General features: G+C 72.4%; 15 protein-coding genes. 5 read left to right on the top strand and 10 right to left on the bottom strand.

From position 1 onward, the window contains the following. The first annotated feature begins 39 nt into the window (after positions 1 to 39). Both ACYUED_RS35465 and ACYUED_RS35460 read left to right on the top strand, forming a co-directional pair. Positions 40 to 1,164, top strand: a complete 1,125-nt coding sequence (locus ACYUED_RS35465) for an acyl-CoA dehydrogenase family protein (protein WP_491288679.1) — start codon at positions 40 to 42, stop codon at positions 1,162 to 1,164. Between the two features lie 167 nt (positions 1,165 to 1,331). After that, positions 1,332 to 2,555 (top strand): cytochrome P450, encoded by a 1,224-nt coding sequence (locus ACYUED_RS35460; protein WP_491288678.1) that lies wholly within the window; start codon positions 1,332 to 1,334, stop codon positions 2,553 to 2,555. A 93-nt stretch (positions 2,556 to 2,648) separates the two neighbouring features. Here the strand turns inward: ACYUED_RS35460 and ACYUED_RS35455 are convergent, their stop codons facing one another. From ACYUED_RS35455 to ACYUED_RS35440, 4 genes are all read right to left on the bottom strand, one after another. Further along, the gene (locus ACYUED_RS35455) at positions 2,649 to 3,431 is read right to left on the bottom strand and encodes a VOC family protein (protein ID WP_491288677.1); all 783 of its coding nucleotides are present in this window, start codon (positions 3,429 to 3,431) and stop codon (positions 2,649 to 2,651) included. 160 nt (positions 3,432 to 3,591) lie between these two features. Further along, entirely contained in the window at positions 3,592 to 4,134 is a 543-nt protein-coding gene (locus ACYUED_RS35450; RefSeq protein ID WP_491288676.1) for a hypothetical protein, read from the bottom strand. A gap of 81 nt (positions 4,135 to 4,215) precedes the next feature. After that, on the bottom strand, positions 4,216 to 5,475 hold the full coding sequence (locus tag ACYUED_RS35445; protein ID WP_491288675.1) for an NAD(P)/FAD-dependent oxidoreductase: 1,260 nt from the start codon (positions 5,473 to 5,475) through the stop codon (positions 4,216 to 4,218). Then, positions 5,475 to 5,798 (bottom strand): 2Fe-2S iron-sulfur cluster-binding protein, encoded by a 324-nt coding sequence (locus ACYUED_RS35440; RefSeq protein WP_491288674.1) that lies wholly within the window; start codon positions 5,796 to 5,798, stop codon positions 5,475 to 5,477. The genes ACYUED_RS35445 and ACYUED_RS35440 overlap by 1 nt, the downstream gene beginning before the upstream one ends. Positions 5,799 to 5,974: 176 nt before the next feature. On the opposite strand from ACYUED_RS35440, the gene ACYUED_RS35435 reads away from it, so the two are divergent. Further along, positions 5,975 to 7,444, top strand: a complete 1,470-nt coding sequence (locus ACYUED_RS35435) for an MFS transporter (protein WP_491288673.1) — start codon at positions 5,975 to 5,977, stop codon at positions 7,442 to 7,444. Positions 7,445 to 7,482: 38 nt separating this feature from the next. Next, positions 7,483 to 8,910, top strand: coding sequence for an alpha/beta fold hydrolase (locus ACYUED_RS35430; protein ID WP_491288672.1), 1,428 nt, complete (start codon positions 7,483 to 7,485; stop codon positions 8,908 to 8,910). Between the two features lie 100 nt (positions 8,911 to 9,010). On the opposite strand, the gene ACYUED_RS35425 is transcribed toward ACYUED_RS35430, so the two are convergent. The 6 genes from ACYUED_RS35425 to ACYUED_RS35400 all read right to left on the bottom strand — a co-directional run bounded on the left by ACYUED_RS35425 (position 9,011) and on the right by ACYUED_RS35400 (position 16,364). Further along, the gene (locus ACYUED_RS35425) at positions 9,011 to 10,234 is read right to left on the bottom strand and encodes a cytochrome P450 (RefSeq protein WP_491288671.1); all 1,224 of its coding nucleotides are present in this window, start codon (positions 10,232 to 10,234) and stop codon (positions 9,011 to 9,013) included. 49 nt (positions 10,235 to 10,283) lie between these two features. Continuing rightward, the gene (locus tag ACYUED_RS35420; protein WP_491288670.1) at positions 10,284 to 11,045 is read right to left on the bottom strand and encodes an SDR family NAD(P)-dependent oxidoreductase; all 762 of its coding nucleotides are present in this window, start codon (positions 11,043 to 11,045) and stop codon (positions 10,284 to 10,286) included. Positions 11,046 to 11,729: 684 nt separating this feature from the next. Beyond that, a complete protein-coding gene (locus ACYUED_RS35415; RefSeq protein ID WP_491288669.1) occupies positions 11,730 to 12,815 on the bottom strand; it encodes a winged helix DNA-binding domain-containing protein in 1,086 nt (361 codons plus the stop codon). 64 nt (positions 12,816 to 12,879) lie between these two features. Continuing rightward, the gene (locus tag ACYUED_RS35410) at positions 12,880 to 13,902 is read right to left on the bottom strand and encodes a zinc-binding dehydrogenase (RefSeq protein WP_491288668.1); all 1,023 of its coding nucleotides are present in this window, start codon (positions 13,900 to 13,902) and stop codon (positions 12,880 to 12,882) included. Further along, complete coding sequence (locus ACYUED_RS35405; protein ID WP_491288667.1) at positions 13,899 to 15,167, bottom strand: cytochrome P450; 1,269 nt, start codon at positions 15,165 to 15,167, stop codon at positions 13,899 to 13,901. The genes ACYUED_RS35410 and ACYUED_RS35405 overlap by 4 nt, the downstream gene beginning before the upstream one ends. A 75-nt stretch (positions 15,168 to 15,242) precedes the next feature. Beyond that, on the bottom strand, positions 15,243 to 16,364 hold the full coding sequence (locus tag ACYUED_RS35400) for an epoxide hydrolase family protein (protein WP_491288666.1): 1,122 nt from the start codon (positions 16,362 to 16,364) through the stop codon (positions 15,243 to 15,245). 173 nt (positions 16,365 to 16,537) lie between these two features. Here ACYUED_RS35400 and ACYUED_RS35395 point away from each other — a divergent pair, with 173 nt between their 5' ends. Beyond that, positions 16,538 to 17,560, top strand: a complete 1,023-nt coding sequence (locus tag ACYUED_RS35395; RefSeq protein WP_266531630.1) for a CaiB/BaiF CoA transferase family protein — start codon at positions 16,538 to 16,540, stop codon at positions 17,558 to 17,560. Positions 17,561 to 17,687: the final 127 nt, after the last annotated feature.

The raw sequence follows: 17,687 nt of genomic DNA, 5'->3' as shown, positions 1-17,687 counted from the left end.
GACCGATCACCCACCGACCCACCGCAGGAGGTCACAGGCATGGGCAACGATCCCGACAACGCAACAGGGCTGCTTCCCGCCGCCGAGAAGCTGCGCCTGCTCGCGGCCGAGCACGCCCCCGAGGCGGACCGGCAGCGCGCGCTCGCCCCGGCGGTGGTCGAGGCACTGGCCGAGGCCGGCTTCGCCCGGCACTTCGTGGCTGCCCGATGGGGCGGCGGCGAGGGCTCGTTCGGCGAGCTGACCCGCGCCGTCCTCACCGTCGGCGAGGGCTGCGCGGCCACCGCGTGGTGCGCCTCGCTGGCCGCGTACTCGGCGCGGTTCGCGGCGCATCTACCCGCGGAGGGTCACCGGGCGCTGTGGGGCGAGAGCCCGGACACGGTCATCGCCACGGGGCTGATGCCGGCCGGGCGGGCGCGGGCGGCCGACGGTGGCTGGCGGGTGACGGGCCGCTGGAGCTACGTCAGCGGCATCGACTTCGCCGGCTGGGCGCTGGTCTGCGCCGCGGTGCCGGCGCCCGGCGGTGCGGGGCCGGGCGAGCTGCGGTTCTTCGCGCTGCCGCGGGACACGTTCGCCGTCGAGCGGTCCTGGGACAGCGTCGGCATGCGGGCCACCGGCAGCCACACCGTCGTCGTGGAGGACGCCCTCGTACCGCGGCATCTGTCGTTCGCCCGCAGCGACATGCTCAGCGGGCGCAACGCGACGTCCGAACTGCCCGCCCACAACGTGCCGTTCCAGGCCGTCGGCGGGCTGACCTTCATCGCGCCCGTGGTGGGCGCGGCCGCCGGCGCCCTGGAGGCGGCGGCCGGGCTGCTGACGGGCCGCAAGCGCACCGTCACGTCGGAGACGAAGCTGGTCCGGGCGTCCGGGCGGGTCGACGCGGCCCGGCACTTCGTCGAGCAGAACGCGGCCGTCCTGGACACGAGGTCATTCACGCCCGAGCTGATGGCACGCAGCGAGCGCAACGCCACCTTCTCGGCCGAACTCCTCCAGGAGGCACTGGAGTTGCTCGTCCGCGCCACGGGCACCGGCGGCCTCGGGGAGGCGCACGCCCTGCAGCGGACCTGGCGGGACGTCACCTCGGCCACCAGCCATGTCGCCCTGCAGTACGACACCGCCGCGCGCAAGAACTACTCCACGGTGCTGCTCGGCGCGCCCGACGCCTGACGCCTGACGTCATGGCTCCTGACGGCACGGTGCCGGAGGCGGGCCGCCCCTCCCCCGGCTCACCGACCGGCTCCTGTGTTCCCCAACTGGCTCCAGTTGCATCCGACTTGATCTCCATCACCGGTTCGTACGGTGTTGGAGACCTTGGCGGCTACAGCGGAGGAGTCATGGTGACTGCCCTTCAGGAAACCGATGTGTACCCCCTGCCCGGTTCGTCGTACCGGGCCCCGGCACCGCGCTACACGGAGTTGCGCAGGACCCGGCCGGTGGTCAAGGTGCGCACCACGGGCGGGGTGGATGCCTGGCTGGTGACCCGCTACCAGGACGTGCGGGAGCTGTCCGCCGATCCCCGGCTGAGCCGGGCCATGGCCTGCGGTGAGGGCGCGCCCCGGATCGGCGGCACCATGCACACCACCCCGGAGATGATCATCTCGCTCGACTCGCCCGAGCACTCCAGGCTGCGCAAGCTGGTTGCGGGGGCCTTCACGATGCGCCGGATCGAGCGGATGCGGGACAACGTGCAGAAGGTCTGCGACGAACTGCTGGACGGCATCAAGCCCCGTGGCGGCACGGCGGATCTGGTGCAGGAGTTCGCCGTGCCGCTGCCGCTGACCGTCATCGGCGAACTGCTCGGCGTGCCGTCCGAGGATCTGCGTACCTTCGAGAAGTGGGCGCGCGCCTTCGCCACCGTCGACGAGCGGGCCGGCGGCAAGGAGTCGCTCGACGGGCTCGCCAAGCTCAGCGAGTACATCGTCGGCCTGATCGCCGAGAAGCGGGCCAACCCCGCCGACGACATGCTCTCCGAGCTGATCGCCGCCCGCGACAACGACGACCGGCTGAGCGAGCAGGAGCTGGTCACCTTCGGCTTCACCCTCATCGGCGCGGGCTTCGACACCACCGCCAACCAGCTCGCCAACTCCGTGCTCGCGCTCCTCGTGGACGCCCGCGACCAGTGGCAGTGGCTGCGCGAGGACCACTCCCGGATCCCCGTGGCGGTCGAGGAACTCCTGCGGCACGTCAACCTGTTCGCCACCGACACCTCCGGCTTCCCACGGATCGCCGCCGAGGACATCGAGGTCGGCGGCGTGACCATCCGCAAGGGCGACGCGGTGCTGCTGGCGCTGGCCTCCGCCAACCGGGACGAGAACGTCTTCACCGATCCGGACCGGCTCGACCTCGCCCGCGAGCACAACCCGCACATCTCCTTCGGGCACGGTCTGCACTACTGCCTGGGCAAGCACCTGGGCCGCATGGAGCTGGTGATCGCCATCGAGGGACTGCTGACCCGCTTCCCCGACCTGCGCCTGGCCGTACCGGAGTCCGAACTGCCGTGGCACGTCGGCGAGATCAACCACACGCTGACCAGCCTTCCGGTGGTCTGGGGCGACTGAGCCCCCGCCCGGCCTCCTGGCCACGGGCCTGAACACGAGAGCCGGTCCCGGACCCCCTGGGGGTGCCGGGACCGGCTCTTTGCGGTACGTGGCTCAACTCGCGGCGGCGTCCTGGTCCTTGACCGGTCCCATCACCGCGAACCGCGCGCCCTGGTCGTCGGCGACGAGGGCGGAGCGCCCGAACGGGCTGTCCGCGGGCTCCCGGCCCACGCTGCCGCCGAGTTCGAGCACCTTCGCCACCGTCTCGTCGGTGTCGGCCACCGAGAAGTAGACGAGCGCGTGCGCCGGGACCTCGGGGGGCATGAACTCGCCCATCTGCAGCCGCCCCGCGACGGGCTGCGGGTTGTCCGGCTGGAACCACAGCTTGAAGTCGAAGGGGCCCTCCGAGATCTGCTGGCCGGTGAAGCCGAACACGCTCTCGTAGAACGGGTCGACGTCGGCCTTGTCGCGGGTGTAGATCTCCGGCCAGAAGAACGTGCCGGGCGCCCCCTGCAGTTCGAAACCGGCGCGCGTGCCCGGCTGCCAGGCGCCGAAGTGGGCCCCGCCCGGGTCGGCGGCCACCAGCATGGTGCCGGCGTCGCCGATCGCGGTCGGCTCCAGTACGACCTTGCCGCCGGCCTCTCCGATGCGGCGGGCCAGCGCCTGCGCGTCGGGCGTGGCGAAGTACAGGTTCCAGGCGGCCGGGGCACCGCCCTGCGTCGGGGCGACGGCCGCCACGTTCCTGCCGTCCTTGAGCGCCGGCGCGTAGAAGCCGAAGCGCTCCTCGCCGGTCTCGAAGTCCCAGCCCAGGAGCGCACCGTAGAAGCGCTTCGCGGCGTCGGGGTCAGGGACGCTGACATCGGCCCAGCAAGGGGATCCTGCGGTGAATGCGGTCATTTCTGCCTCACTTCGTTGCTCCGTGATACTCAGCGGGGGGAGGGCATGGTCGTGACGGAACGCTAGGGGCGGCGACTTGAGCGCCGGACGAGGCAGGCCCGCGTCCGACTCGCGCGGGAGCGGGACGCGGGCCTGGTGTGCCGGCCTCGGCGGCACGGGGTCACCCGGTGGCGTCGGACACCCGGACGGCCGTGCTGCTGACCGCTATCGGGCCCTGTGTGGTGCCGTCCTCCCGGGTGGTGAAGGCGTAGGCGTGGGAGCTGAAGCGGGTGCCGTGCCGGGTGAGGTGCCCCATGTGCTCGGCCTGTACCGCGCCGAGGTAGGCGCCGTCCGCGCGGCCGGCGTGGTTGATGTAGAACGCGATGTCGCCGTCGGGCTCCTCGTTCCAGAACCCGTGGGCCGTATAGGCGGGCACGCCGTCGCCGTCCTTCGGGCCCTCGGCCGACAGCCGGTGGTCCGGGGTGAAGACGAAGCGCGGGGTGGTGACCGCGGCACCGCCGTCGGGTGTGGTGACGGAGACCGTGAGGTCCCAGGTGCCCGCCAGCGTGGCGTTGTTGCGGGCGACCGCCCCGCTGGGCGCCGCCGACAGGGTCAGCGTCCCGGCGATCGCGGCCGACAGGACGAGCGAGACCGCGAGGGTACGGGGACGGAAGCGGCGGATACGGCGGTCACGCGTGGGTGCGACCGTGGTGGTGTCGGGCATGCGGGGAGGTCCTCTCTGGGGCCGGTGGTGGCTCTGGTGCGGATGCTGGTGCTGGTGCCTGTATTGGTGTCCTGCTTGCGGTCACGCCGGGGTCGGGACGGGTGAACTCGGCTTCGTGGCATAGGACTTGAAGTCGAAGCCGGCGGCGCGTGCCTCGGCCGGAGAGGGGCCGGTGTCCGACGACAGGAGGCGTCGTGCGATGCCGTGGTCGGCGGGCCTGCCCACCGACTCGACGCCGGTCAGCCGGCCCTCGCGGAAACAGAGCACGGAGAAACGGGCCCCGTCGGGATCGCCGACGGTGACCGTCTCGTCGTGCCCCGCGGTCAGTCCGGCCATCTGCAGCCGCAACGCGTACTGCTCGGACCAGAACCAGGGGACCGCGGTGTACGGGGCGGACTCGCCGCAGATCGCGGCGGCCACGCACCGGGCCTGGTCGGACGCGTTCTGCACCGATTCCAGGCGGATGTGGCGCCCCAGGCGGGTGCTGGGGAATCGGGCGCAGTCGCCGATCGCGTACACGGACCGGTCATCGGTCCGCAGCCACCGGTCGACGACGACGCCGTCACCGACGAGGAGCCCTGCCTCGGCGGCGAGCTGGGTGTTGGGCAGGGCGCCGACGCCCACGACCACGAGGTCCGCGGGCAGCCGCCGCCCGTCGCGCAGCCGCACCACGGCGACCTCGCCCGCGGCCGTCCCGTGCAGGGCGGTGACCTCCTGGCCGAGCAGCAGCCGGACGCCCTGCTGCGCATGCCGTTCCGCGAGCCACTGCGACATCTGCGGGGTGAGGGCACGGGCGAGGACGCGCCGCTGCGCCTCGACCACGGTGACGTCGTGGCCCAGGACGCGGGCGGTGGAGGCGAGTTCGAGTCCGACGAAGCCGGCGCCGAGCACGACGATCTGGCGGGGCGGTCCGTCCAGGGCGGTGCGCAGGGCCTCGGCGTCGGCGAGCGTGCGCAGCGTCAGCACACCTGAGAGGTCCATACCGGGCACCGGAAGGGTTCGGGGCCGGGAGCCGGTGGCGAGGACCAGCTTGTCGTATCCGAGCGTGCTGCCCGAGGCCAGCCGGACGCGCTGCCGCTCCACCTCGATGTGCTGCGCGCGGTCGCCGGACACGAGGGCGATGTCGTGTGCCTCGAAGAACGACTCGGTGCGCAGGGTCAGTTCGCCGCGGGCGACGGCGCCGGTCAGAAAGCCCTTGGACAGCGGTGGCCGCTGGTACGGGAGCACCGGCTCCTCGCCGACCAGAGTGACCGGTCCGCCGTACCCCTTGGCGCGCAGTGCCGCCACCGTGTCCAGACCGCCCTGTCCGGCGCCGATGACGACGACTCCCCGGGCGGCCATCAGCTCTGCGCCTCGGGCAGCCGCACCACGAGCCCGTCGATCTCCTCGGTGACCGGCAACTGGCAGCTGAGCCGGCTGCTCTCCCGGCGGGGGCAGGCCGTGCCGTACAGGACGTCGTCCTCCACGGAGTCCATCGGCGGCAGCGGCACGGTGCTGTCCTCGTCGACGTAGACATGGCAGGTGCCGCACTGGGCGGAGCCGCCGCACTGCGCCTCGATGCCGTCGATGTTGTGGAGCTTCGCGCCGCGCATGACCGTGTTGGGTGCCTGGACGTCGACGACGGCGGCGGTGCCGTTGGGATGCAGGTAGGTGATCTTGGCCATGGCGCTCTCCTCGGGGAATGTCGTCCGGCCCTGCAGCGGTTCGGAAGGCGACTGTGGGCATCCGCTCTCGAAGCGCCCTTGAGCGCTCCTCAGGCCGGCAGCCGCGGCCGCCCGGCTCGACCGGGTCGCGATCGGGGGGCGATCGGGGGTCGACCGTGCCGGAGCAGCGTGCCCGCATGACCGCTTCGACCGTGCAGACCGCCGCCGCGCCCGCCGGGGCCGGGCAGCGGCTCGGAATCGTCCTCGCCGCCTGCTGCCTGGGCCAGTTCATGAACGTGCTCGACGCCTCGGTGGTCAATGTGGCGCTGCCCGTGATCGCCGAGGAACTGCGTCTGGACCGGCACCATCTGCAACTGGTCAACAACGCGTACACCGTCGTCGTCTGCGGCTTCCTGCTGCTCGGCGGCCGGCTGGCCGACCTGTTCGGGCAGCGCCGCGTCTTCCTGGCCGGGGTCGGTCTGTTCACGCTCGCCAGTGCCGTCGGCGGGGCGGCCCACAGCCCCGCGACGCTGATCCTGGCCCGCGCCTTCCAGGGGCTCGGCGCCGCCGTCATGGCACCGGCCACGCTGACCGTGCTCGGCACCACGTTCACCCGGCCCGAGGCGCGGGCGAGGGCCTTCGGCTGGTGGAGCGGGGTGTCGGGGGCGGCGGGAGCGGTCGGTGTGCTGGCCGGCGGGGCGATCACCGAGTGGCTGTCGTGGCGCTGGACGCTGCTGGTCAACGTGCCCATCGGGATGGCGCTGTTCGTGACCGTCTGCTGTGCGGTGCCTCGCGGACCGCACCGCGGCGGGCCGCGCCCCGGTCTGGATCTGCCCGGCGCCGTCGCGGTCACACTCGGTCTGATGGCGGTGGTCTGCGCGGTCGCCGAGGCGCACACCTACGGCTGGGTGTCACCGGTGGTGCTCGTCCCCCTCGTCGGCGGGGTGGCGCTGCTCGCGCTGTTCGTACTGATCCAGGCAAGGTTCGCGGCACATCCTCTGGTGCCGCTCGGTGTCTTCCGCATCCGCTCGGTGGCCGCCGCCAACCTGGTCGCCTTCTTCGGTGTCGCCGCCCTGTTCAGCACCTTCTACTTCTTCACGCTGCTGCTGCAGAACGTGCTCGGCTACAGCCCCGTACGCACCGGCCTGAGTTATCTGCCGCTGTCGGCGGGCATCGCGCTCGGCGGCTGGGGCGTCTCCTCGCTCGTCCCGCGCATCGGACCGCGGCCGGTGCTGATGACCGGTCTGTCGCTGTCCTGCCTGGGCCTGCTGTGGCTGGCCCGGGCGGACGCACACGCCACCTACGCCGCGGATCTGCTCGGCCCGGCACTGCTGCTCGGCTTCGGCATGGGCGCGGTGCTCAACGCGACGACGAACGCCGCCACCGCCGCCCTGCCCGTCCACCAGGCGGGCCTCGGCTCCGGGCTGCTCAACGCCACGCGCCAACTCGGCAGCGCCCTGGGCCTGGTGACGCTGGCGGCTCTCTCGGCGCACCGCATCGACGAGGCGTCCGGCCCCGGCCCGTCGGACTCCGTCCAGGCGCTCGCCTCCGGCTACGGCCTCGCCCTGACCGGGGCGGCCGCGTTCACGGCCGCGGGGCTGCTGGCGGCGCTCGCGGTGCCCAAAGCGTCCGGTCAGGGCAGGGTCCAGGTCTCCTCAAGGCGATGAGGGGACGCTGAACCTCCTGACCAGAACGGAGGTTCGCGGTGCTCACCGACTTCTACGACCAGCGACCGCAGTGGTCGCCGGACCCCGACGACGAGCTGCTCGAACACGCCACGATCCAGGTGCCGCGGGACTACGCAGAGCCGGGCGGTGAACGGATCGAGATCGCCCTCAGCCGCCGCCGCGCGACAGCGACCAGGCGGCGCCGCGGCATCCTCCTCGGCGTCAACGGAGGCCCCGGCGGCGACTGGGGCGCCGGCCGGGGGCTGCCGGACAGGTTCGCCGGCACGCCCCTGCACGAGGTGTACGACCTGATCGGGTTCGATCCGCGCGGCACCGGCGCGTCCACCAACCTCCTCGCCGAAGTGACCGTGCCCAGGGCGCCGTTCGACTCACGCCCGCCCGACGAGCTGTTCCCGCAGTTCGCCGAGGACATGCGGCTGCGCGAGGAGGCCTGTGCGCGCGCCGGCGGCGAGCTGCGCCGCCACATCAGCACCGCCAACACGGCCCGCGACATGGACGTGATCCGCGGCGTGCTCGGCGAGCAGCGGCTGACCTTCGTCGGATACGCGTACGGGGCGTACGTCGGGGCCGTGTACGGCACCCTGTTTCCCGCCCACCTCGATCGCAGCGTCCTGGACTCGTGCGTCCACCCCGACTGGAGCTGGCGCGAGCAGTTCCTGTGGCAGGGCGACGCCGTGCGGCACAACGTCGAGCGGTGGGCCGAGTGGACGGCCGCCCGCCGGCTGCACTTCGGGCTGGGGGACACACCGGAGCTGGTGTTCGCCGCGGTGGAGGACGTCGTCGTACGCCTCGACGGCCTCGGGCAGGGGCCGTTCCTGCGCACCCTGTTCGACGGCGCCGTCGGAAACCGGGCGGCCGACCGCGGCCAGTGGGCCGAACTGGGCTCACTCGTCGGCGAGTTGGGCAAGGCCGCCGGTGCGGGCGACGCCGAGGCCTGCCGGCGGCTGCTGCAGGAGCAGGGCACCTGGCGCCCCGACGACAGCGAGGGCGGCCTGCGCGTGGGCGTCCTGGAGGCCATCACGCTGGAGCACGAGTGGCCCGCCGAACCCGAGGTCTACTACCAGGACATGCGTGAGTTCCGGGAGCGCTTCCCGTACGGCTACGGGGTGCTGCGCGCGCAGCCCTGGGTGGGCGCCTTCCGGGCCTTCGAGCCCGCCGAGCCGCCGGTCGTGCCGGTGCGCGCCGGCTACCCGGTGGGACTGGTGGTGCAGGCCGACGGCGACCCGATGGACCACTACGACGGCGGGGTGGCGATGGCGGAGCGCCTCGGTCACCATCTGCTCACCGTCGAGGACTCCGGTGAGCACGAGGTGTACGTGCTCGGCGGCAACCCGCACGTCGACGCCGTCGTCCACCGCTACCTGGTGGACGGCGAGCTCCCGGCCCCACGCGCCACCTGCCCCGGCCGCACCCCGCGCCCGGACGTCGCGGCCGACCCGAACTGACGCTGCCGGGAGCGGAGTTCACGGACGAGGGGCCCGGTACCGAATACGGTACCGGGCCCCTTCCTCGTCGTACGGGAGAACCGCACGGACGCCGCTCACGTCACCATGTGACGGGCAGCTCCCACAGGCCGTAGATGACGGCGCCCTCCTTGCGCGGGATCTCCAGGAACGGCTTGGCCAGCCGGAGCGTCGGGATGCGCTGGAACAGCTTGCTCCACACGATCTCCAGCTCCAGCCTGGCCAGGTCCGCGCCGATGCAGTGGTGCACGCCGTGCCCGAAGCCCAGGTGCTTGCGGCTGCCGCGGGTGATGTCGAGCTTCTGCGGTTCGGGGAAGACCTCCGGGTCGCGGTTGGCGGCGAGCCCCAGGCACAGGATGCCGTCGCCCTTGCGGATGACCTGGCCGCCGATCTCGATGTCCGCCAGGGCGACGCGTGGCACGGCCGTGTCGCCGATGGTCGCGTAGCGCACCAGCTCCTCGACGGCCGGCTTCACCAACGACGGGTCGTCCAGGAGGAGCCGGAGCTGGTCGGGGTTCTCCAGGAGGCAGGCCGTGCCGAGCGAGATCTGGCTGGCGGTGGTCTCGTGGCCGCCGTTCATCAGCAGCCGCACCATGTTGAACAGGTCGCGGTCGGTGTACTCCTCGCCGGACGCCTCGTAGTCGGCCATGGCCCGGCTCAGCAGGTCCTCGCCCGGCTCGCGCCGCTTGAGCTGGATCAGGTCGCTGACATACGCGTTGACCTCGACGATCGCGGCCTGCCGCTCCTCGGTGGAGCTGTGCCCGCCGAGCAGCGCCGTGCCGTGCTTGATGAAGAAGTCGTGCTGGTCCTGCGGGATGCCCAGCAGTTCGCAGATCACCGTCATGGGGACGGCGAGGGAGAACACCCGGTGGAAGTCCGCCGGCGGCTGCAGGGCGAGAAGCTTGTCGATGTGTTCGTCGACGATCTCCTCGATACGCGGCCGCAGCCGCTGCACCTGACGGTTGGTGAACGTCAGCGCCGCCCTGCGCCGCGTGGAGCTGTGCTCCTTGCCGTCGTAGCCGATGAACGACGTCTCCGTGCGGTACTCGGGCGGGGCGATGAAGTAGAACGGGAAGTTGTCGTGCTTGCGGGAGGCGCTGACCCGCGGGTCGGTGAGCAGCTCACGGATGGTCTGATAGCCCGTCACCGTCCATATGCGCAGACCCGATCCCGTCAGGGTGACCTGTGAGACGTCCTTGTCGGCCATCTCCGTGTATGCGGCGGGCGGGCTGAACGGGCAGCTGCGCGGGTACGGGAAGGTCCTGGCCTCGGCCGGCGCGTCCGCCTCGGTGGCACTGGTGGTCACGGTGGGTCCTTTCGTGAGCAGGAGTGGAGAGGTGCTGACATGCCCGTGCCTAGCGGGCGGTGATGTCCAGACCGCCGTCGACCGTGATGATCTGGCCGGTGACCAGCGCGTTCGCGGGGTCCGCGAGACGGGTGATCCACTGCGCGACGTCCTCGGGCTCACCGATCCGGCCCAGCGGGACGGTGGCGGCGACGCCCGCGAAGAGGCCCTCGACCTGCTCCGGGCCGAGGCCGTTGGCCGCGTAGGCCTCGGTGCGTACGAAGCCGGGGGCGACGGCGTTGACACGGATACCGCGCGGGGCCAGTTCGGCCGCCCAGCTCCGGGTGAAGCTGTGCACGGCCGCCTTGCTCGCCGAGTAGACGGAGCTGTCCGGTCCGGGGGTGTGCCCGCCGCGGCTGGAGACCAGGACGATGCTGCCGGACGAGCGCAGCAGGGGCAGCAGATGTGCGGTGAGCAGCAGCGGGCCGAGGACGTTGGTGTCGACGACGTCCCGGGCGACGGTCGTGTCGAGCGCCGTCAGCGGGCTGAAGCGGAAGATCCCCGCGTTGTGCACGAGGACGTCCAGGGCTCCACCCCGCTCCCCCACCGCGTCGGCGACGGCCTGGGCGCCCGACTCGGTGGTCACGTCGGCGCCCACCGGCACGATCGCGCCGTGCAGGGCGGCGACCTCGGCGAGCCGCTCCTTGCGGCGGCCGGTGACGATCACGGTGCGTGCGCCGAGCTCCGCGAACGACAGGGCGGCGGCCCGGCCGATGCCGGTGCCGCCTCCCGTGACGACGACGGTGTGCTCCGCAAAGGGCTTCTCCGGCATGGCGGTTCCCTCTCTGGTTCGGTCCGAGGGCGCCAGTACAGCGGGTGCGTCTTGGGCGATGGTCGAGTCCGGGGCGAGCAGGGGCCCGGCCGTTGGCCGCAGGACGCGGACTCCGAACGCGGGCTCCGGACGCGAAGTCCAGGCGCGAAGACCGGGCGCGGACCCCGGACAGGACCCCGGGCGCGGACCCGAACGCGAAGTCCGGACGCGGACCCGCACGCAGACCTCGGACGGGAAAGCCCGGACGCGGACTCCAGATACGAAGCCCGGAGGCAGACCTCGGACGCGAAGCCCGGACGCAGACCTCGGGCAGGGACCCCGGGCAGGAAGTCCGGACGCGGACCCCGCACGCAGACCCCGGACGCGGACTCCGGATGCGAAGCCCGAAGGCAGAGCCCGGGCGCGGACTCCGAACGCGAACCCCGGACGCAGAGCCCGGACGGAGACCTCGGACGCGAAGCGCGAACGCCGACACCGGACGCGAAGCCGGACGCAGGCCCCGGGTGCGAACCCGGGCGCGGAGCCACCGGACGCGAAGCCCGGACGCAGAGCCCGGACGCACAGCCCGGACGCGAAGCGCGACGCGGACACCGGACGCGAAGCCGGACGCGAAGCCCGGACGCAGGCCCCGGGTGCGAACCCGGGCGCGGAGCCACCGGACGCGGTCGTCGGTGGGGGTGGGGCTCAGGTCCAGTGGATGTGTGGAGCGTCCGAGTTCGGGGCTGCGAAGGCGAGGAGGGCGCGGCCTTCGCGTTCCACCGCCGTGCGCTGTCGGGCCGGCAGTGGGGGTCCCAGTGGCTCGACGACCAGGTCGCCGTCCTCGATCCGCCACACGGCCCGTACGAAGCCGTCCACCAGCACCGTCGACTTGATCAGCCCGTTGCGGGTGAAGACCTGGCGCCGCTGTTCCTCGGTGAGGATGCGGGTCCGGTCGGCGTGTGCGAGCAGGATGTTGTCGAACTCCGGCAGGAACCGCACGGGCGCCGGCGTCCTGGGATCGGGCAGCGGGGCGCCCGGGACGTCGTAGAGTTCCACCCCGTTCTCGTCGTGGAACATCCTCAGGCCGGGCCGCAGCCGCTTGACGACCGCGCCGATCCGGGTGAGTCCGGACCACGCCTGGATGTCCTTGACGGTGGCCGGTCCGAAGGCCGCCAGATAGCGCTCGACCAGGGCGTCCGGTGCGGTCTCCGGGGCCGGTGGGCGGCCCAGCCATGACTCGGCCGTACCGTGCACGGCCTGACCGCCGACGCCCCACAGCCCGCGCGGCGGCAGTTGCACCAGCGGCACGCGGTTGCGCACCACGTTGGCCAGCGCGAACGGCTCGTGCTGCGGCCAGCGTTCGCCGAGCAGCGCGCCGAGGCCGCCCACGGTGAGCGGCTCGGCCTCGCACAGCTTGCGTCCGTAGGCGCTGACCTCGTCCAGGTCGAGACCGCCGAGCCGGCGGCCGAAGGCGCCGGTCAGCTGCCGGTCCAGCGCGCCCTGCAGCACGGGCCGCAGGGTCAGGCAGTCGGGTGCGGTGACCAGGTGCAGGGTGCCGCGCATCAGGACGAGCCGCACGGCCTCGCGCCCCCGGATCAGACCCGCGAGGTCCTCGGCGGCGAAACCGGCCAGCCGGGTCCACAGGCCGATGTAGGGCGGGTCGGGCGCCTGCGCCTGCATGCCGACCAGGTGTTCCAGGGCGGCGGAGGCGGACACGGGCTGCCGCTCCAGGAGCAACTGCCGTGCCAGCAAAGCCCTGTTGAGCGCACGTCGGTCCAGTACGGTCGTCATCCCGCCTCCGCCTTTCCCCCTGTGCCCGGCACACCCGGTTCAGTGCGTCTCACAGGCTCTCGACTCAGGACAGCTTCACCACGACCGTGCCGCTGTACTTGCGTTCCAGCAGCGCCACGAAGGTCTCCGGCAGGGCGGCCACTCCGCCCTCGACGACCGTGTGCGGGAAGACGATCCTCCCCTCGCGCAGCCAGGCGCCGAACCGGTCGTTCCACTCGTCGATCTGGTCGGGCGTGTGGAGCGTCGCGAAGCCGCGCAGGGTCAGCGACTTGGTGATGGCCGACATCAGAGCGAGCCGGGGGCGGCCGCCGTCGTCCGAGCCGTGCTGCCCGGACAGCGCGCCGCACAGTGCGAACCTCGCGCCCGGGGCCGCGACCTGGACCGCCGCCTCGAACTGCTCGCCGCCGACGTTGTCGAAGACCACGTTCACCCCGTCGGGGGCAAGCTCGGCCAACTGCTCGGCCACCGGGCCCTCGTGGTGGTCGAAGGCGGCGTCGAAGCCCAGTTCGTCCACCAGGAAGTCGATCTTCTCCTTGGAGCCGGTGCTGCCGATGACCCGTGCGGCGCCCTTCAACCTGGCGATCTGTCCGGCCAGGGCGCCGACGCCGTTGGTGGCCCCGGACACGAACACCACGTCGCCCTCGGCGATCCGCGCGGTGCCGACCATGCCGTGCCAGGCGGTCGGGCCCTGGGACAGGAAGTACTCGGGCCCCGGCAGCAGTGAGCGGTCCCGCGGGAAGAACTCGTGGGCGGTGCCGACGGCGTACTCGCGCCATCCGTTGAAGTGCTCGACGAGGTCACCGACCGCGTGCAGCGGGCTGGCCGACCTGACCACCGTGCCCACGGTGCGGCCCCACATGGCCACACCCGGCTGGAACACCGGGATCGGCAGTTCGGTGTCCGGGTTCATCTGGTCGCGGGCGACGGAGCCCAGTGTCATCCAGTCGTTGCGGACCACGACGTAGCCCTCGGCCGGCTCGCCGAGCGGCGTCTCGCCGGGCTCGAAGTGGTCCAGGGTGACGGGACCCTGCGGGTACGAGGCGAGCCGGATCTCGCGGCTGGTCGTGGGGAGTTGCTCGGTGGTCATGAGTGCTCCTGGGGGTGCAGGTGGACGGGAAGGGCCAGCAGGTTGTGGTTCACGTCGCCCAGCCGCCAGCACAGCTCCTGCTCCGGTACGGCGAGCCGGGCGCCGGGAAAGCGGCGGGTCAACTCCTCGACGGCCACGGCGAGTTCGAGCCTGGCCAACGGCGCCCCGAGGCAACGGTGGATGCCGTGCCCGAACGCCAGATGCCCGGGCCCCGTGCGCCGCAGGTCGACCTGGTCGGGGCGCTCGAAGACGGCCGCGTCCCGGTTGCCCGAGGGGAAGGCGAGAAAGACCGCGTCCCCGGCGGGGACGGTGACGCCGCCGATGACGACGTCCGCGGTGGCGATCCTCGGCAGGCCCGACGTGTCGTCCCCGTTCAGATTGACCGTACGCAGCAGTTCCTCGACGGCCGCCGGGATCTCCTGCGGACATTCGCCCAGGCGCCGCCAGGCCTCGGGGTGGTCGGCCAGCAGCGCGAGCGTGAAGTTGGCGAGCTGTCCGGCGGAGGAGTCGAACCCGGCGCCGAGGAGGGTGAAGCCGAGGCCCACGAGCTCGTCGAAGGTGATGCGGTCCGCGGGTCCGTCGTGGCCGGCCGCGCCCCCTGTGGCCGTGATGAGTGCGGAGAGGACGTCGTCGCCGGGCGACTGCTGTTTGGCGGCCACCAGGCCCGCGATGTACGCGCCCAGCATCTCCCCGCCCTCGGCGCTGTGTTCGGCGGGTGCCGAGACGTCGGCGAACTGCCGTACCCAGTCGTGGAATTGGGGCCGGTCCTGTTCGGGGATGCCGAGCAGTTCGCCGATCACGGCCATCGCGAGCGGCGCCGCGAAGGAGGCGACCAGGTCCACGGGGCCGCCGGTCGAGGCGGCCTCCTTCTCCGTCGAGTCGAGCAGGCCGCCGGCCAGCTCGCGCACCCGCGGCCGCATCGCCTCGATCCGCTCCCCCGAGAACGCCTGCTCGGCCAGGGCCCGCAGCCGGGTGTGGTCCGGCGGGTCGAGCGAGATGATCATTCCGGGTGGCGCCTGGAAAAGCCCGCTGAACCGGGGCGCCTCGGGGGCATGGGCGGCGGCCCTGCTGAGCCCGGGGTCGTCGAGCGCGGCCTTGATGTCCGCGTACCGGGTGACCAGCCAGGCGTGGCCCCCGCCCCGCCACGCCACCCGGACGACCGGCCGCTCCCCCCGCAGGCGGGCGAACAGCGGCGCGGGACCGCGGTAGCTCGACCCGGGGAAGGGGAAGGGCGGCAGGTCCTCTACGCGGTGTGTGTCAGGCACGATGGTGGCTCCTCGGTCGGGCGGCCTGTCGCCGCGCTGCGGCACTGCGGGCGCTGCCGCGCTTCCAGCGGGATGTCAGCGCAACGCACGGAAAAAGGACCGCAGTTCGTCCACGAGCAGCCCGGGCTGCTCCAACGCCGGAAAGTGCCCCCCACTGGTGTGGTCGGTCCAGCGCCGCAGATCCGTGAAGCGCGCCTCGCACCAGGCGCGCGGCATCCGGGCGTCCTTCGGGAACACGGCGAGCGCGGCCGGCACGGACACGGGCGCGAGGGCCATCTTGTTGTGGCTCTCCCAGTAGATGCGCGCCGAGGAGGCACCGGTGCCGCACAGCCATGCCAGCGTCACACAGTCCAGCAGCCGCTCGCGCGGGATCACCTTCTCCAGGTCGCCGTCGTGGTCGGTCCAGGCCCAGTACTTCTCGGCCATCCAGGCCAGTTGGGCGACGGGCGAGTCGGTGAGCCCGTACCCGAGGGTCTGCGGCCGGGTCGCCTGGATCACCGAGTAGCCGCCCTCGTTCTGCTGGAACTCCTTGAGCGCGGCGAGACCCGCCACGTCCCGTTCGTCCAGGGGGACTTGTTCCTGCGGGGGCCTGGCGAACGGCATGGCCAGATGGATGCCCACCAGATGCGCGCCGTCCGTCTCGCCGAGCACGCCGGTGAGGAACGAGCCCCAGTCGACGCCGTGGGCCGCGTAGCGGTCGTAGCCGAGGCGGGCCATCAGCTCCGCCCAGGCCGCGGCCGTCCGCTCCACCGTCCAGCCGGTGGTGGCGGGCTTGTCGCTGAAGGCGAAGCCGGGCAGTGACGGGCAGACCACGTGGAAGGCGTCGGCCGGGTTCTCGGGGTGCGTCAACGGACGTACCAGATCGAGGAACTCGACGACCGAGCCGGGCCAGCCGTGGCTGACGAGCAGCGGCAGGGCGTTGGAGTGGGGGGAGGACGCATGCAGGAAGTGCACGCCCAGGCCGTCGATCTCGGTGCGGAACTGCGGAAGCTCGTTGAGCCGCGCCTCGGTGGCCCGCCAGTCGTAGCCGGTCCGCCAGTGCTCGGCCAGCTCCTTCAGATACGCCAGCGGCACCCCCTGGGACCAGTCGTCAACGGTCTGGGCCTCGGGCCAGCGGGTCCGGGCCAGGCGGTCCTTGAGATCGGCGAGATCCGCCTCGTCGAATGCCACACGGAACGGCGTGACGCCCCTGCTCATCGCTGGTCCTCCCGGATCGCGTACGTCCTAGGTGTCCCGCGGAGATTAGGAGCGCGGCCTCGAACACGACTGGAGGATGCACCGACCGTTGGGTTCGAGTGCGGCGCGAGTGTGCCTGTGCCCGGGTTCCAGGACCGGCTTGCAGCGTGCCGCCGACGACGAAGGAGCCGCAGATGGCGACAGGCACAGGACCGCTGCACGGCCTGCGGGTCGTGGAGCTGGCGGCGATCGGGCCCGCCCCGTTCGCCTGCATGATCTTCGCTGACCTGGGGGCCGATGTGGTGCGGATCGACCGGGCCGACGGCGCCCGCTCGTTCGCGGACTGGCACGGCGAACTCGACCGTGGGCGGCGCTCCATGGAACTGGACCTCAAGGACCCGGGTGACGTGGACTGGCTGCTGCGGCAGCTGGAGCAGTCGGACGTTCTGGTGGAGGGGTTCAGACCGGGCGTGGCGGAGCGGCTCGGCATCGGCCCGGACGTCTGCCTCGGACGCAACCCCCGCCTGGTGTACGGCCGGATGACCGGCTGGGGCCAGGAGGGGCCGCTGGCCATGACCCCGGGCCATGACATCAACTACCTCGCGCTCACAGGGGCGTTGCACGCCATCGGTGAGGCCGGCGGCCCCCCGGTGCCGCCGGTCAACCTGCTCGGCGACTTCGCGGGCGGCGCGATGTTCCTGGTGGCCGGGGTGCTGGCGGCGCTGTTCGAGCGGCAGGCCTCCGGCCGGGGTCAGATCGTGGACGCCGCGATCGTGGACGGGGCCGGCGCGATGCTCGGCATGCTGACCTCGATGGCCCGAAGCGGCCAGTGGCGGCACGAGCGCGGGGTCAACCTCCTGGACGGGGGCGCGCCCTTCTACACCTGCTACGCCTGCGCGGACGGCGGTCATGTCGCCGTCGGCGCACTGGAGGAGCGTTTCTACCGGGCTCTGCTCGACGGCCTGGAGCTCGATCCCGAGCGGTTGCCCGACCGCAGCGATCCCGTCAACTGGCCTTCCCTGCGCCGGGTGTTCGCCCATCGCATCCGCACCCGGAGCCGGGACGAATGGGCCCGTCGCTTCGAGGAAACGGAGGCGTGTGTGACGCCGGTCCTCAGTGTCGCGGAAGCGGCGGCGCACCCCCACCACCAGGCCAGAGGAAGCGGGCCCGCGGCGCCGGCGCCGCGCTTCAGCAGGACTCAAGCGGAACTCCACTGACTGCCGTCATCCTGCGGGGTGGGCGACGGGTTTACCCACCAACACCCGGCCCCTCCCCACGAGTTCATCCCCCGCACAGCCCCAGTGAGGCTCTCGCAGGCCCCGCAAGGCCCCGGCAATTCCAACC

The organism is Streptomyces sp. DF42, from assembly GCF_058267695.1.
Note: the sequence above shows the minus strand (reverse complement) of the source record. Positions and strands in the feature narration are given on the sequence as shown.

Bases quoted from the DNA above. Each gene is read 5' to 3' on its own strand.
- ACYUED_RS35400 (WP_491288666.1), bottom strand. From the start codon at position 16,364: ATGAGCAGGGGCGTCACGCCGTTCCGTGTGGCATTCGACGAGGCGGAT.
- ACYUED_RS35445 (WP_491288675.1), bottom strand. From the start codon at position 5,475: ATGGCCGCCCGGGGAGTCGTCGTCATCGGCGCCGGACAGGGCGGTCTG.
- ACYUED_RS35415 (WP_491288669.1), bottom strand. From the start codon at position 12,815: ATGACGACCGTACTGGACCGACGTGCGCTCAACAGGGCTTTGCTGGCA.
- ACYUED_RS35420 (WP_491288670.1), bottom strand. From the start codon at position 11,045: ATGCCGGAGAAGCCCTTTGCGGAGCACACCGTCGTCGTCACGGGAGGC.
- ACYUED_RS35455 (WP_491288677.1), bottom strand. From the start codon at position 3,431: ATGACCGCATTCACCGCAGGATCCCCTTGCTGGGCCGATGTCAGCGTC.
- ACYUED_RS35460 (WP_491288678.1), top strand. From the start codon at position 1,332: ATGGTGACTGCCCTTCAGGAAACCGATGTGTACCCCCTGCCCGGTTCG.
- ACYUED_RS35465 (WP_491288679.1), top strand. From the start codon at position 40: ATGGGCAACGATCCCGACAACGCAACAGGGCTGCTTCCCGCCGCCGAG.
- ACYUED_RS35410 (WP_491288668.1), bottom strand. From the start codon at position 13,902: ATGACCACCGAGCAACTCCCCACGACCAGCCGCGAGATCCGGCTCGCC.
- ACYUED_RS35435 (WP_491288673.1), top strand. From the start codon at position 5,975: ATGACCGCTTCGACCGTGCAGACCGCCGCCGCGCCCGCCGGGGCCGGG.
- ACYUED_RS35440 (WP_491288674.1), bottom strand. From the start codon at position 5,798: ATGGCCAAGATCACCTACCTGCATCCCAACGGCACCGCCGCCGTCGTC.
- ACYUED_RS35450 (WP_491288676.1), bottom strand. From the start codon at position 4,134: ATGCCCGACACCACCACGGTCGCACCCACGCGTGACCGCCGTATCCGC.
- ACYUED_RS35395 (WP_266531630.1), top strand. From the start codon at position 16,538: ATGGCGACAGGCACAGGACCGCTGCACGGCCTGCGGGTCGTGGAGCTG.